The sequence below is a fragment of the Winogradskyella sp. Asnod2-B02-A genome (genome assembly GCF_045063645.1).
Classification (GTDB): domain Bacteria; phylum Bacteroidota; class Bacteroidia; order Flavobacteriales; family Flavobacteriaceae; genus Winogradskyella.
Genome location: NZ_JBEFOG010000026.1, coordinates 50,971 through 66,169 on the forward strand (window position 1 = coordinate 50,971; position 15,199 = coordinate 66,169).

Genomic DNA, 15,199 nt, shown 5'->3' on the forward strand with positions numbered 1-15,199 from the left:
ATCAATGTAATTATATATTTAAGAATAATCTTTATAATAGCCATTGTTTAGATATCTAACCCAAATGTCTGACGTAAAACTTCAATATTTGGATTCTTTTCTTTTAGTTTTTCGTATTTCTCTAAAGGTGTAAAAGCGTATTTTTTCGCAATCTCTTCGTTAACAGTAATATCTAGTTTTAAGTCGTAGTTAAGCAGTTTTTTCTTTAAAAACGCCATTAACGGAAACTCAGCACGTTCTAATTCTATTTTATTGGTATTATTAGAATAGGTTAAATAAATGGTGGTGCCTTTTAATTTTGGTTGATCCATTTGTAAAATAGAAGCCATAATTTTTTCACCTTTCTTATCCATTTGAGCTGTGTAGATTTTCCATGCCTCATCTAAAGCTTCTTGCGTTACAGGCTCTTTTGGTAAATCATCTTCATCTATTACCACATCCATTTGGCGTAATTGATGCGCTTTCTTTTCTCTAATACTTTTTAGTGATAATCCAGAAGTAGATTTTTTAGGTTGATTTATGGATATCTTAGGGATATTAATAACAGGTTCAGCTACTGCAGCAGTAGTTGGCTTTGTGTTTTGTTTAGTAATACTTGTACTTACAGGTGTTTTTGCTTCAATTTTTGGTTTTGTAACCGGAATAGGAGTAATACCTTTTGCTTTAAAATACGAAGGCGGAATTATGAAGTGCCTAAGATTTTTTTTTTCTCCATCAAAAGTGATAGAGGCTAATTGCATAAGCGTTAATTCAACTAATAAGCGTTGATTTTTACTCGTTTTATATTTTAAATCACAGTCATTTGCCATCCGAATGCCTTCCATTAAAAAGGTATGAGTGGTTTTCTGTGATTGTTCCATGTATTTTTGGCTGGTATCTTCACCAACTTCTAATAATGGAATGGTTGCAGGATTCTTACAAACCATTAAATCTCTAAAATGAGACGCTAAACCAGCGATATAATGATGGCCATCGAATCCTTTTGATAGAATGGTGTTGAATTGTATCAGTAAATCCGGAATCTTATTTTCTAAGATAAAATCTGTACTTGTAAAATAGGTTTCGTAATCTAAAACGTTTAAGTTTTCAGTTACGGCTTGTCTCGTTAAGTTTTTACCAGAAAAACTAACTACACGATCAAAAATAGATAATGCATCTCGCATGGCACCATCTGCTTTTTGAGCGATAATATGAAGTGCATCATCTTCTGCATTTATACTTTGTTCTGTAGCAATATATTTTAAATATTCTTTTGCGTCTGAAACCGTGATACGCTTAAAATCAAATATCTGACAACGCGATAATATCGTCGGAATAATTTTATGCTTTTCGGTAGTTGCTAAAATAAATATACAATGTTTTGGAGGCTCTTCTAATGTTTTTAAAAATGCATTAAAAGCTGCTTGAGATAACATGTGTACCTCATCAATGATATAAACTTTGTACTTTCCTACTTGTGGTGGAATTCTAACCTGGTCGGTTAAACTTCTAATATCATCAACAGAGTTATTTGAAGCGGCATCGAGTTCAAAAATATTAAAGGCAAAATCTTCATCTTCACTTGTATTGCCATCACTATTAATCATTTTTGAAAGAATACGTGCACAAGTTGTTTTACCAACTCCACGAGGTCCTGTAAATAATAAAGCTTGGGCTAGGTGATTATTTTCAATAGCATTTAGTAAGGTATTTGTAATAGCCTGCTGACCCACAACATCCTTAAAGGTTTGTGGTCTGTATTTACGAGCTGATACTACAAAATGTTCCAATTCTATACTGAATTTGCTTGTGTTGAATTATTTTTATAATCTGAAATACAAATTTAAAAAAAGAAGCTCAATTTAGGGTTTAAATTGAGCTAAGTTTATTTGAGTTATTAACAGTGTTTACTTTTATAAAAGACTGTCAAAATTGAAAAGATCACATATAACTTGGTATCTACGTTTTTTTATTAGTAGTTATACTTAATTATTTATACTACCAGAACCTGTAATCTTAGTATCTTTATGTGTTGGTTTCCCTGAATAATTGATGTCTCCAGAACCTGTTATTCTAGCTAATAAGTCTCCGTTACAAACCACATTGGCAGATCCTGAACCTGTAATTTTTATCGTTACATTAGTACTCTGCAATGCTTTACCATCAAAATCACCAGAACCGGCAATTTTTATAGTTAAGTCTTTAGCAGTACCTTCTAATTCAATATCACCAGAGCCAGCTATACTACTTTCTATTGATTTTGCGTTAATATTTAAATCTATATCACCAGAGCCTGCTAAGGCAACACTAAAATCATCAGCCTCTATGGTGTCTGAGTTTTCAATATCACCAGAACCAGCTAGTGAAACAGAGCTAATAGATTTATAAGGAATTGTAATAACAATGGTTTGGGTAGGTTTTAAATTATAGCCATCTTTTACTTTAGCGTAAATTAAATTGTTTTTAACTTCTACTATTATATAATCCATAAGATTAGCATCACCTTTAATTGAAATTTCGCCTTCTGAGCCTTTAATCAATTTAAAGTCCATTGGTCCTGCAGCTTTTATGCCGTCGTAAGAAGCTGTTGTTATGGTTTGGGTAGTAATGTTGCCATCTCCTTTAATTTTTTTTCCATTTCCCCATTGCGCACAAGATAGTGTTGTAAATAGAAGAAAAGCTAATACTGTAAGCGATTGTAATAGTTTCATGATTGTTTGATTTTTTAATTGATTAATGAATTTTTAATTGTTTTTAAAAGTGATGCTGCCGTATTCAGACTTTATAAATATGAGATTGTCAGAATTTGGCTTACCATGATAACCCATATATTTCTTACCAAAGTTATCTATGTTTTTTTCTGTAAAATGAAAACCATCAGATTCTCTTAAAGAGCCAAAATCGATATCTATATTGAAATCGAAGTTGTAATCACTATCAGTTCCTATAGTAATACCAACAAATTCTGAGTCAATATTTATATTCTTGGTTTTAGATGCTAAACGATCAATTTTTATAGAGCCATAATCTGCTCTAATAGTTGCTGTCTTAAAAATAGTGCCTAGTCGTAAAGATAGATAATCACCTTTTCCGTCTAAATTATTAATGTTGTCAATTTTAAGCGATCCGTAATCGCATTCATAAACAACATTTTCAGCGATTTCTATTTTAGATGTTGTGTAGTCTGCTTCTAAGTTTAAATCTTTCACTTTAGCGACCGTAAATTCACTATAATCTGCTTGAATTGTAGCATTGTTTATATATTCAAAATAACTATTTCTTGTGTAATCTAGTCGTATGGTATTAGATTTCCCCATTAATTCTTTGGTAGTCACTTTGCCATAGTCACATTTTATATAAACGTTGCCTTCAAGCTTATCTAAATTTATATAACCGTAATCGTTAAATAACTTTACATTATTTGTTATAGGTATTTTAACAACATAATTAACTTCCATTTTTACGTTGTTACCTGTTTTTTTATTCCACCAAGAGGTATCCCAACTAGAGCCTTCAATAGCTGTAACTGCTGATACTTTATGAGGTGCAGATTGAAAAGCGACGTCTAATTTATTTAGTTTTTCGTCTACCTTATTCTCATTACTACCTTCTACTTTTATAGTGACTTCTATATCAATACGGTTTTCATTCCATGTAATAATATCAATATTTCCATAGCGATTGGTGATGTTAAATGTTGCATCAGCATTTACATTGAAGGATTTTTTAATTGTTTTCTTTTTTTCGTGTTTTGCTATTGCAGGTTTCTCATTTGATGCCAAGATAATAGTAGGCATCATTAATAAGAAAAGGCATATTTTATAAAATATTTTCATTTGAATTGGATTTGTACTGTTTAACTATTTCAATTTGCTCTAAAACGGAGTTTAGAATGTCTATTCTAGTTTGAAAGTTGGAAATCATCGCATAGATAACACGTTGGTTTTTTCCACTTTCGGTTAAATCTGTTTTTAATTTTTTGTAATCTGTTTCTAAAAGTTGAATTCGGGCTAAGGCATCATTGATTATCTGTTCTGTTAAAGGGGAACGTTCTTTGTTTAGTTTCTTTAGTTCGTTTTCAATAGTAACTGTAAAAAAGTCTTGTGTTTCAGACATTTCTGGCGATACGCTAGCTAAATCCAAATCTTCAGGCTCATTTTGTAACGTGGTAAACAGACCTAAACAAATGATTATAGACGCTGCAACAGCTAAAAAAGGCTTCCAGTTAAAACGAGATGTCTTTTTAACTTCAGTTGAAGCTATAGTGTTGGCTTTCAACTTGTCTAAAAATCGTTGTTCATGATGGTTTTGTGGTGTTTCAATATCAAATTGATCCTTCAAATTATCAAATAAACTATCTAAGTTATCTTTTTCCATACTGTTAATCTAAGATGCTTTTAGCACTAATTTTTTTCTTAAACTCTCTTTTGCTCTCGATATTAAAGTTCTGCAATTGGCATAAGAGATGTTCATAATCTCGCAGATTTCTTCGTAATCGTAACCTTCTATTAAATGCAATGTTAAACTCAAATTGTAATTGGGTTTTAAAGTTTTCATAACATTTAAAATTTGTTTCACTTTCTCATTATTCTGATCTGGCTCAACGATACCGTCTTCATCTTCCACTTTATAAATTACAGATTCTAAAGGCACTTCATTTCGTTTAATGATTTTATGGTAGTAACCAATACTATTATTAATTACAATCCGTTTTAACCATGCACCAAATAATTGAGTGTCGTCTAGCGTATTTAATTTTGTAAAAGCCGTTAAAAAAGACTCTTGCATGATGTCTTCAGCCTTAAAGGAATCTTTTACAATTCTTATGGCTGTGTTATACATTGCTTTGTGGTATCTGTTATAAATTTCCAACTGTGCACGTTGGTTTCCAGACTGACAAAGCAGTAATAACTGTTCGATATTTTGATTGGTTGATGTCAAAAAAACATTTGCTTTTATTAATAGATGGTATCTTTTTTAAAGTGTTACAGTTTTTATAAAAAAAAATAATTTTTTAGACTCTTTTTGTCCGTTTAAGTATTTGTTGAGGAACAAGTACAATGTATCGAGATTATTTTTTTATTTGTGTATTGATACTAATTAACCTGATTATCATGGTATAAATTCACTTGAAGTCACTAATTTTATTTAAAATTAGAAAAGGTTTCATGTCAATCAAAGGTAATGGCATAACAATTGAAACTACATAAATGTGAATAACTTTGAATATCTTATAATGTACTGGTATTCAGTGATAAGTTAATTATTAATACATTTAAAACAACGCTAATCTGTAAGAGTTTATGACAGAATGGCTATAATATATATATGAAAAAATCAAAATTTTTAAATTTAGACAATCTGTCATTTCAGGATTTCGATGAGAATTCAGAATTAATTCCATTAATGACACCTGAAGATGAAGAATTAATTAATAGTGAATCTTTACCAGATTCTTTACCAATTTTACCATTAAGAAATACAGTTTTGTTTCCTGGTGTTGTAATTCCTATTACTGCAGGTAGAGATGCGTCAATTAAGTTAATTAATGATGCTAATAAAGGCGGAAAAGTCATTGGAGTAGTGTCTCAAAAAGATGAGGCTGTTGAAAACCCTACGGCAAAAGATATTTATAAAACAGGAACCGTTGCTAGAATCCTAAAAGTACTGAAAATGCCAGATGGTAATACTACAGTAATTATTCAGGGGAAAAAGCGTTTTTCAATTAATGAAGTGGTTTCTGAAAAGCCATATTTAACAGCAACTATATCTGATATTCCTGAAGCTAAGCCAGCAAAAGAGAATGAAGAATTTAGAGCTATAATTGATTCTATAAAAGAATTATCTTTAGATATTATAAAGGAAAGTCCAAACATTCCTTCTGAAGCGAGTTTTGCTATAAAAAATATTGAAAGCGATTCCTTTTTAGTGAATTTTGTATCCTCTAACATGAATCTTAGAGTAGAGGAGAAGCAAGAACTATTAAAGATTAATGATCTTAAAGAGCGTGCGCTTCAAACTTTAAAATTCATGAATCTTGAATATCAAAAGCTAGAGCTTAAAAATGATATTCAGAATAAGGTTCAGAGTGATATGAACCAACAGCAACGTGAATATTTCTTGCATCAGCAAATGAAAACCATTCAAGAAGAATTGGGTGGAGGAGTGTCTTCTGGTGAAGAGATTGAAGACATGAAATTACGTGCTAAGGATAAAAAATGGGACGATAAAGTAAAGGAACATTTTGAAAAAGAATTAGCAAAAATGCAACGTATGAATCCTCAGGTGGCTGAGTATTCTATTCAACGTAATTATTTAGACTTATTTTTAGATTTACCATGGAACGAGTTTAGTAAAGATAAATTCGACTTAAAGAGAGCCATAAAAATCTTAGATCGTGATCATTTTGGATTAGAAGATGTTAAGAAAAGAATCATAGAATATTTAGCAGTCTTAAAACTGCGAAATGATATGAAGTCTCCAATTCTTTGTTTATATGGACCTCCTGGTGTTGGTAAAACATCGTTAGGTAAATCTATTGCAGAAGCTTTAGGTAGAGAATATGTGCGAATTTCATTAGGTGGATTAAGAGATGAGGCTGAAATTAGAGGCCACAGAAAAACTTACATTGGTGCCATGCCAGGACGAATTATCCAGAGTTTAAAGAAAGCAGGTACTTCAAACCCTGTCTTTGTTTTAGATGAAATAGATAAATTATCTGCAGGTCATCAAGGTGATCCTTCTTCTGCAATGTTAGAGGTATTAGATCCAGAGCAAAACAATGAGTTTTATGATAATTTCCTTGAAATGGGATACGATTTATCTAAAGTGATGTTTATTGCAACGTCTAATAGCATGAATACCATTCAGCCAGCATTAAGAGATCGTATGGAGATTATTAATGTTACCGGTTATACCATTGAAGAAAAAGTAGAAATTGCTAAACGTCATTTATTGCCTAAGCAATTAAAAGAGCATGGCTTAGATGATAAAGCTTTGAAAATAGCAAAACCACAACTCGAAAAAATTGTTGAAGGTTATACGCGTGAATCTGGTGTAAGAGGGTTAGAAAAACAAATTGCAAAAATGGTACGTTATGCGGCCAAAAATATTGCAATGGAAGAGGAGTATAACATTAAAATCTCAAACGAAGATATCATTGAAATTTTAGGAAGCCCTAGAATGGAACGCGATAAATACGAGAACAATGATGTTGCAGGTGTTGTAACAGGTTTAGCGTGGACAAGCGTTGGAGGAGATATTCTGTTTATAGAATCTATTTTATCTAAAGGAAAAGGGACTTTAAGTATTACTGGTAATTTAGGTAAAGTGATGAAGGAGTCAGCTACTATTGCTATGGAATATATAAAGGCAAATGCAGAAGAATTTGGCATTAATCCTGAAGTATTTGAAAAATATAATGTTCATATTCACGTACCTGAAGGAGCAACTCCAAAAGATGGTCCAAGTGCTGGTGTTACTATGTTAACTTCTTTAGTATCTTTGTTTACACAACGTAAAGTGAAAAAGAGTTTGGCAATGACAGGTGAGATCACTTTAAGAGGTAAAGTATTACCAGTTGGAGGTATCAAAGAAAAAATCTTGGCAGCCAAACGCGCGCGTATTAAAGAGATTTTACTTTGTGAAGATAATAGAAGAGATATTGATGAAATTAAACCAGAATATTTAAAAGGTTTAACGTTTCATTACGTTACAGATATGAGTGATGTTTTAAAACTAGCACTTACTAAACAAAAAGTAAAAAATGCAAAAGAGCTTTAAACTAATAGTTACATTTTTAATTTGTCATGCTTTTGGATTGGCTGCTATTGCTCAGACTCAAGTTAAATTTAAAGATGTGTTTCTAGATGGTAAGCCTGCAAAATTAAATATTGCGACTGGTGAAATTGTATTAGTTAAAATAGAAGATAACGTTGTTGTATCTAATATAGATTCAGTGCGTACAAAATCAACAATGCCATCTGACACAGATGGCATTATTGATTCTAACAATGTTGGAGGAGTTGATGATGCTTCTGATATATATGTTGTTAAGGATAACGAGACTTTATTAGATGTTGCAAGGAGATACAATGTCTCTTTAATGCAATTAAAACGAGCTAATAATTTAGAAACTACATTAATTAATGAAGGGCAGAGGCTACGTGTTAGAAATTTTGATGTAAAATCAGAAACAATGACATCAACTGATAATGTTTTAGAAAATACAACTGCTAATTATCACATTGTACAAAAAGGGAATACGTTATTTAGTATCTCTAAAGAATATGATTTAAGCGTAAAAGACTTAAAACAAATAAATGGTTTGGATACCAATGTTATTAAGGTAGGTCAAAAACTAAGAGTTAAAAATTTTAAAACTTCAACTGAAGACAGTGAACAACAAGTTTATGTCGTTAAGAATGGAGATAACTTATATCGTATTGCTTTAAAAAACGGAACGTCTGTTAACGAAATTAAACGGTTAAACGGATTATCAAGTAACCTTATAACAGTAGGTCAGAAATTACAGTTACGATAGAAAAATTTCCGACTGAAAAAATAAAAAAATCATATCGTCGTTTTAAGATAGATTTAGTTATTTTGCAAAATCTATGATTAAAAGGATTTCTACCTTATTTATTATGCTTTTGGCATTGCCTGCGTTCGCGCAATTAGGTGGCGAATCTACCTATCAATTTCTTAATTTAGTATCCTCGCCAAGACAGGCTGCTTTAGGTGGCAAAATTATAACAAATTTTGATCATGATGTTACTGAAGCCCTTTACAATCCGGCTTCTATTAATTGGCAGATGAACAATCAGTTAGCTGTTAATTACTCTAGCTATTTAGGAGGAATTAGTTACGGAACGGCAGCTTATGCATATACTTGGGATAGACATGTACAAACCTTTCATTTTGGAGTCACTTATATCAATTATGGCTCTTTTGATGGTTATGATGTAAGTGGTAATTCTACAGGATCCTTTAACGGAAACGAAACAGCAATATCCTTTGGTTACAATTACAATATTCCTTACACCGATTTTTACATTGGTGCTAATTTAAAAATTATAACGTCGCTTTTAGAACAATACAACTCTGTAGGTGGCGCTTTCGATTTTGGAGCCATGTATATTAATGAAAAGTTAGATTTCCATGCAGCCTTAACAGTAAGAAACGTGGGAACGCAATTTTCTACATATGCAGGACAACACGAGCCATTGCCATTTGAAATTAATTTTGGAATGTCCCAAACTCTTGAGAATGTCCCTCTACGTTGGCATTTAACATTAGAGAATTTACAAAAATGGCCTATAGGAGTTTCAAATCCGGCAAGAGCAACAACAGATTTAGATGGGAATCAAACGGAAGAAAAAGTGAGCTTTTTTAGTAAAGGCTTACGTCATCTTATTTTAGGAGCAGAATTATTTCCAGAAGGAGGATTTAATATTCGATTAGGTTATAACTTTAGACGTGCAGAAGAGCTAAGAATTGTAGATCAAAGAAATTTTTCTGGACTCTCAGTAGGTGTAGGGATTAAAATAAATAATATGCGATTTAGTTATACGCATGCAAGATATACAAGTGCTTCAAATACCAGTTTTTTCGGACTACAGATAGATTTAGATGGTAGACGAAGATAAATTAAACAAATTATAATGAATAAAATTATCATTGCAATAGACGGTTTTTCTTCCACAGGAAAGAGTACAGTTGCTAAACAATTAGCTAAAGAACTTAACTATATTTATGTAGATACTGGTGCAATGTATAGAGCAGTTACTTATTTTGCGCTTGAAAATAAATTTATAGGAGAGGGCTTTTTTAATGAAGCAGCCTTAATTGATAGGCTAGGAGATATTAGTATCACTTTTAAATTTAATCTAGCTGCTGGTTTTGCAGAAGTATATTTAAATGGAAAAAATATAGAGGCAGAAATTAGAACACTTAGAGTTTCAAAATATGTGAGTCCTGTAGCAACTTTATCTGAGGTAAGACGCAAATTAGTGGAGCAACAACAGCTCATGGGAAAAGATAAAGGTATTGTAATGGATGGAAGGGATATTGGAACGGTTGTTTTTCCTAATGCCGAATTAAAAATCTTTATGACAGCCTCTGCAGAAACACGTGCCAAACGTCGTTATAAAGAATTAATAGATCGTGGGCATAAGTTAAGCTATGAGGATGTTTTAGAAAATGTAACTACTAGAGATCATATTGATTCTACAAGAGAAGATTCTCCACTTGTAAAAGACGCTGACGCTATAGAAATTGATAATTCTGATTTAACAATAGAAGAACAGTTGGTGACTTTGATTGCAAAAGCAAATCAAATTATTTCTAAATAAAAAAAGCGACCCTAAAGTCGCTTTTTAAAATGTTTGTTTTCTTATTAAAGATTAGGAATAATTAATTCCTGACCAGGATGAATAACATCTGGGTTCTTTAAAATGTCAGTATTAGCTTGAAATATTTTTTGATATTTACCTGGCTCACCATAATATTGTTTAGCAATTTTACCTAAAGTTTCACCAGAAACTACAGTATGTCTTGCGTAAACTGATTCGTCAGCTACTTTAATATCTGCCATAATATCAGCAGGATTATCTCCACCAACTTCTTTGATTTTATCCCAAATTAAGTTTTTATCGTATTGTGTAGCAGCTGTACCTTTTACTTGAAGTACACCTTCTTTTTCACTAACATCACCATTCTGAATGTTTAATTTTTCTCCTAAGTCTAATACTCCTTGGTATTTTGCTTTAACCATTGTTCTAATATTTTAATTGTTAATAGTATTGTAAATATACCAAAATATGTGCCAAGTTTTATGCAATAAAGCATCATTTTGATATTCTTGTTTATGTGAAACAAAATATAGACTTAGGTCACTTTATTTTTAATTATATAAATAAATATCACTCATCGGTATATATAGAATATTTTACCCAATAGCGATCAACACCTTCGTAATACCATAGTTCTAATGAATTTTCAGTAATTAAATACTCTTGAGTATAAGAATTCCCGTTTTCAGAAATATGCGTTATAATGTTATTATTTAAGTCTAAACTAAATGTACCATAGGTTTCATCATTATAGTTGTAGCTTCCAGTTAAATTGTTATTAATATCGTCATCAGTAAAAATGATGAATTCACAACATATAGATTCCGTTGAAGTTAAATTGTTGATGCCTTTACTGTTTATTAACCATTCGCCTATGATTCCAGATTCTTGTAAAGGGTTAGTGTCATCACTATCGTCATTACAACTGAAGAAGCATACTAATGATAGCGTAAAATAAAAAATCAATTTTCTCATAATTTTAATCTTTTGGGATAAAATTAAACTGAAAGAAGTATTTGTTCATAATGGTTATGTTATCCTTTTGTAAAGGCAATGTAATATTCCCTTTTAACTCACGTATTTTTAGGGTATTATATTTAAATAAATATGTTTTGTAAAACGTTATAAATGTTGTAGTTTTGCAGACCTTTTTAGCGGATTAAAGAAAGTAAAAGGGAATAAAAACAATTTAATTAATATCTTCTGTAGATTTTTTCGCTAATCTTTCAAAAAACTATAGAATACAAATTATTATTCAGCACATGTCTGAAAAAGAAACAAATCAAGCTGAGGTTGAAGCAACTGAAGCAGTAAAAGCTCCAGTAATCTCTGAGGCACAAGCAAATCCAGAAAAATTCTTAAAAGAGTTCGATTGGCACAAATTCGAAGAAGGAATTGAGCAAGTTGAAGACACTAAATTAGAAGAGTTCGAAAAATTAGTATCAGAAAATTTCGTTGACACTTTAGATGACGAAGTAGTAGAAGGTACTGTAATTACAATCACAGATCGTGATGCAATTATTGACATTAACGCTAAATCTGAAGGTGTAATTTCTCTTAATGAGTTCCGTTACAACCCAAACTTAGCTGTAGGTGACAAAGTTGAAGTATTAATTGATGTGCGTGAAGATGCAACTGGTCAATTAGTATTATCTCACAGAAAAGCGAGAGTAATCAAAGCATGGGATCGTGTAAATAATGCACATGATACTGGAGAAATCGTTAACGGTTTTGTAAAATGTAGAACTAAAGGTGGTATGATCGTAGATGTATTTGGTATAGAAGCTTTCTTACCAGGTTCTCAAATCGATGTGAAGCCAATTAGAGATTACGATCAGTATGTAAATAAAACTATGGAGTTTAAAGTTGTGAAAATCAACCACGAATTCAAAAACATAGTAGTTTCTCATAAAGCTTTAATTGAAGCAGATATTGAAGAACAAAAGAAAGAAATCATTGGTCAACTAGAAAAAGGACAAGTATTAGAAGGTATTGTAAAAAATATTACTTCTTATGGTGTGTTTATCGATTTAGGTGGTGTAGATGGTTTAGTTCACATTACAGATTTATCTTGGTCTCGTATCAACCATCCAAATGAGATTGTTGAGTTAGATCAGAAATTAAATGTTGTAATCCTTGATTTTGATGAAAACAAATCAAGAATCCAATTAGGTCTTAAGCAATTATCTAAGCATCCTTGGGAAGCTTTAGGTGAAACTGTAAAAGTTGGAGATAAAGTAAAAGGTAAAGTAGTAGTAATCGCTGATTACGGTGCTTTTGTTGAAGTAGAAGAAGGTGTAGAAGGATTAGTTCACGTAAGTGAAATGTCTTGGTCAACACATTTACGTTCTGCTCAAGATTTCGTAACTGTAGGTGATGAAATCGATGCTGTTATCTTAACTTTAGATAGAGAAGATAGAAAAATGTCTCTTGGTATTAAGCAATTAACACCAGATCCATGGACTGATATTACAACTAAGTATCCTGTAGGTTCTAAGCACTCAGGTATTGTGCGTAACTTTACAAACTTTGGTGTTTTTGTTGAATTAGAAGAAGGTATCGACGGATTAATTTATATCTCAGATTTATCTTGGACTAAGAAAATTAAGCATCCATCTGAGTTCTGTAACGTAGGTGATACTTTAGACGTAGTTGTATTAGAATTAGATGTTGAAGGACGTAAATTATCTTTAGGTCACAAACAAACTGAGGAAAACCCTTGGGATAAATATGAAACTGAATTCGCTTTAGATACAGTTCATAAAGCAGCTATTACAGAAATGGTAGATAAAGGAGCAACAATTGACTTTAACGAAGATATCGTTGCCTTTGTACCAGCACGTCATTTAGAGAAAGAAGATGGTTCTAAACTTGGTAAAGGTGAGGAAGCAGAATTCAAGATCATTGAATTTAATAAAGAATTCAAACGTGTTGTTGCATCTCATACAGCAGTATTTAGAGCTGAAGAAGCTAAAATCGTTAAGCAAGCTGTAAGAAAGCAAGAAGCTCAAGCGGCAGAAGCTAAACCAACTTTAGGTGATGCAAATGATGCTTTACAAGCGCTTAAAGATAAAATGGACGGGAAGAAATAATCCCAATTCCTTTGAAAAAAGGAATCTCATTAATCTATAAACTAAAGCCTCTCGATTTTCGGGAGGCTTTTTTATATTCTAGTATTTCGTCATTGTGTAATATATTAGAATCAGTAATACTATACTAAATATTGAGCTTTGGAACTAATTGCCTTTACATGCAATTTACATTGCAAACAATTTTTTTTATCCTAACTTTGTAAACCAACAATGCTTGGAAACTATATGAGTCATAAAGTATTACTTAATTCTAAAGAAGTCAATATTACCCTTCACAGATTGGCTTGTCAACTTATTGAAAATCACGATGATTTTTCTGAAACTGTTCTAATTGGTATACAACCACGAGGCAAATTTTTAGCAGATAGGTTAGCACAAATTCTAACCGACGATTACAAGATTAAAAATATTAAACTAGGGCATTTAGATATTACCTTTTTCAGAGACGATTTTAGAAGAGGAGATAAACCTTTAGAAGCCAACAAAACCAAAATTGATTTTATAGTTGAAGATAAAAATGTGGTCTTTATTGACGATGTGTTGTATACAGGCAGAAGTATTAGGTCTGCGCTTACAGCTATACAATCTTTTGGAAGACCTAAAGATATTGAGTTGTTAACCTTAATAGATAGACGTTTTAGTCGTCACTTACCTATTCAGCCTAATTATAGAGGTCGACAAGTAGATGCTATTGACAACCAAAAGGTAAAAGTAAAATGGGTAGAGAATGAAGGTGAAGATGCTGTTTATTTGGTAGATAAATAGACTTTAGATTAGAAAAAATATAGTTTAAAATAAAACTCAAATCGCTAAAAGCCAAAAGCTAATAGCTAAAAGCCTAAAAAAATGAGCGAATTAAGTGTCAATCACTTATTAGGAATTAAATATCTTACCAAACAAGATATCGACCTTATTTTTGAAACTGCAGATCAGTTTAAAGAGGTTATTAATAGACCCATTAAAAAAGTACCATCATTAAGAGATATTACTATTGCTAATTTGTTTTTTGAAAATTCAACCAGAACAAAATTGTCTTTTGAATTAGCAGAGAAAAGGTTGTCTGCAGACGTTATTAATTTTTCAGCATCGCAATCTTCAGTAAAAAAAGGAGAAACCCTTATAGATACCGTTAACAATATACTTTCAATGAAAGTAGATATGGTAGTGATGCGTCACCCAAATCCTGGAGCTGGTGTATTTCTTTCAAAACATGTTAATGCTAGTATCATTAATGCTGGTGATGGTGCACATGAGCATCCTACACAAGCCTTATTAGATTCTTATTCAATTAGAGAAAAATTAGGAAGCGTTAAAGGAAAGAATGTTGTTATTGTTGGAGATATTTTACACAGTAGAGTTGCGCTTTCAAATATTTATGCTTTGCAATTACAAGGTGCTAATGTTATGGTTTGTGGACCAAAAACATTGTTGCCAAAATATATTAAAGATTTAGGAGTTAAAGTAGAAACCAATCTTAAAAAAGCTCTTGAATGGTGTGATGTTGCTAATATGCTAAGAGTACAAAATGAACGTATGGATATTAGTTATTTTCCTTCAACTAGAGAATATACTCAGCAATTTGGAGTTAATAAAGAACTATTAGATAGCTTAAATAAAGAGATTGTAATTATGCATCCTGGACCAATAAACAGAGGTGTAGAGATTACAAGTGATGTAGCCGATTCTAAACAAGCCATAATTCTTAATCAAGTAGAAAATGGTGTAGCTGTTAGAATGGCTGTTATTTATTTGTTAGCGTCTAAAATAAAACAATAG

General features: G+C 31.6%; 14 protein-coding genes. 7 read left to right on the forward strand and 7 right to left on the reverse strand.

Annotation, left to right across the window (positions count from 1 at the left end; genetic code table 11):
• Nucleotides 1–47 precede the first annotated feature (47 nt).
• The 5 genes from dnaX to ACJJVO_RS03785 all read right to left on the reverse strand — a co-directional run bounded on the left by dnaX (nucleotide 48) and on the right by ACJJVO_RS03785 (nucleotide 4,920).
• A complete protein-coding gene (gene dnaX / locus ACJJVO_RS03765) occupies nucleotides 48–1,769 on the reverse strand; it encodes a DNA polymerase III subunit gamma/tau (RefSeq protein WP_405570637.1) in 1,722 nt (573 codons plus the stop codon).
• 195 nt (nucleotides 1,770–1,964) lie between these two features.
• The gene (locus ACJJVO_RS03770) at nucleotides 1,965–2,690 is read right to left on the reverse strand and encodes a head GIN domain-containing protein (RefSeq protein ID WP_405570640.1); all 726 of its coding nucleotides are present in this window, start codon (nucleotides 2,688–2,690) and stop codon (nucleotides 1,965–1,967) included.
• A gap of 33 nt (nucleotides 2,691–2,723) precedes the next feature.
• Nucleotides 2,724–3,815 carry a hypothetical protein gene (locus tag ACJJVO_RS03775; protein ID WP_405570642.1) on the reverse strand — a complete coding sequence of 364 codons (1,092 nt, stop codon included), beginning with the start codon at nucleotides 3,813–3,815 and terminating at the stop codon, nucleotides 2,724–2,726.
• A complete protein-coding gene (locus tag ACJJVO_RS03780; protein WP_405570644.1) occupies nucleotides 3,799–4,356 on the reverse strand; it encodes a hypothetical protein in 558 nt (185 codons plus the stop codon). The genes ACJJVO_RS03775 and ACJJVO_RS03780 overlap by 17 nt, the downstream gene beginning before the upstream one ends.
• 9 nt (nucleotides 4,357–4,365) lie before the next feature.
• Entirely contained in the window at nucleotides 4,366–4,920 is a 555-nt protein-coding gene (locus ACJJVO_RS03785; protein WP_405570646.1) for an RNA polymerase sigma factor, read from the reverse strand.
• Between the two features lie 387 nt (nucleotides 4,921–5,307).
• Between ACJJVO_RS03785 and lon the strand changes: the two genes are divergently transcribed.
• The 4 genes from lon to cmk all read left to right on the forward strand — a co-directional run bounded on the left by lon (nucleotide 5,308) and on the right by cmk (nucleotide 10,331).
• The gene (lon, locus tag ACJJVO_RS03790; protein WP_405570649.1) at nucleotides 5,308–7,761 is read left to right on the forward strand and encodes an endopeptidase La; all 2,454 of its coding nucleotides are present in this window, start codon (nucleotides 5,308–5,310) and stop codon (nucleotides 7,759–7,761) included.
• On the forward strand, nucleotides 7,745–8,521 hold the full coding sequence (locus ACJJVO_RS03795) for a LysM peptidoglycan-binding domain-containing protein (RefSeq protein WP_405570652.1): 777 nt from the start codon (nucleotides 7,745–7,747) through the stop codon (nucleotides 8,519–8,521). Before lon ends, ACJJVO_RS03795 begins: the two co-directional genes overlap by 17 nt.
• 73 nt (nucleotides 8,522–8,594) lie before the next feature.
• Complete coding sequence (gene porQ / locus ACJJVO_RS03800; protein WP_405570655.1) at nucleotides 8,595–9,626, forward strand: type IX secretion system protein PorQ; 1,032 nt, start codon at nucleotides 8,595–8,597, stop codon at nucleotides 9,624–9,626.
• A 15-nt stretch (nucleotides 9,627–9,641) separates the two neighbouring features.
• On the forward strand, nucleotides 9,642–10,331 hold the full coding sequence (gene cmk / locus ACJJVO_RS03805) for a (d)CMP kinase (protein ID WP_405570657.1): 690 nt from the start codon (nucleotides 9,642–9,644) through the stop codon (nucleotides 10,329–10,331).
• Between the two features lie 44 nt (nucleotides 10,332–10,375).
• Here cmk and ACJJVO_RS03810 read toward each other — a convergent pair whose 3' ends face one another.
• Together ACJJVO_RS03810 and ACJJVO_RS03815 are read right to left on the reverse strand one after the other, a co-directional pair.
• Nucleotides 10,376–10,753, reverse strand: coding sequence for a LysM peptidoglycan-binding domain-containing protein (locus ACJJVO_RS03810; protein ID WP_115818738.1), 378 nt, complete (start codon nucleotides 10,751–10,753; stop codon nucleotides 10,376–10,378).
• Nucleotides 10,754–10,901: 148 nt separating this feature from the next.
• On the reverse strand, nucleotides 10,902–11,306 hold the full coding sequence (locus ACJJVO_RS03815) for a hypothetical protein (protein WP_405570660.1): 405 nt from the start codon (nucleotides 11,304–11,306) through the stop codon (nucleotides 10,902–10,904).
• A 287-nt stretch (nucleotides 11,307–11,593) separates the two neighbouring features.
• Here ACJJVO_RS03815 and rpsA point away from each other — a divergent pair, with 287 nt between their 5' ends.
• From rpsA to ACJJVO_RS03830, 3 genes are all read left to right on the forward strand, one after another.
• The gene (rpsA, locus tag ACJJVO_RS03820) at nucleotides 11,594–13,423 is read left to right on the forward strand and encodes a 30S ribosomal protein S1 (protein WP_405570663.1); all 1,830 of its coding nucleotides are present in this window, start codon (nucleotides 11,594–11,596) and stop codon (nucleotides 13,421–13,423) included.
• 225 nt (nucleotides 13,424–13,648) lie between these two features.
• Complete coding sequence (gene pyrR, locus ACJJVO_RS03825; protein ID WP_405570666.1) at nucleotides 13,649–14,188, forward strand: bifunctional pyr operon transcriptional regulator/uracil phosphoribosyltransferase PyrR; 540 nt, start codon at nucleotides 13,649–13,651, stop codon at nucleotides 14,186–14,188.
• Nucleotides 14,189–14,269: 81 nt separating this feature from the next.
• Complete coding sequence (locus ACJJVO_RS03830) at nucleotides 14,270–15,199, forward strand: aspartate carbamoyltransferase catalytic subunit (protein ID WP_178985014.1); 930 nt, start codon at nucleotides 14,270–14,272, stop codon at nucleotides 15,197–15,199.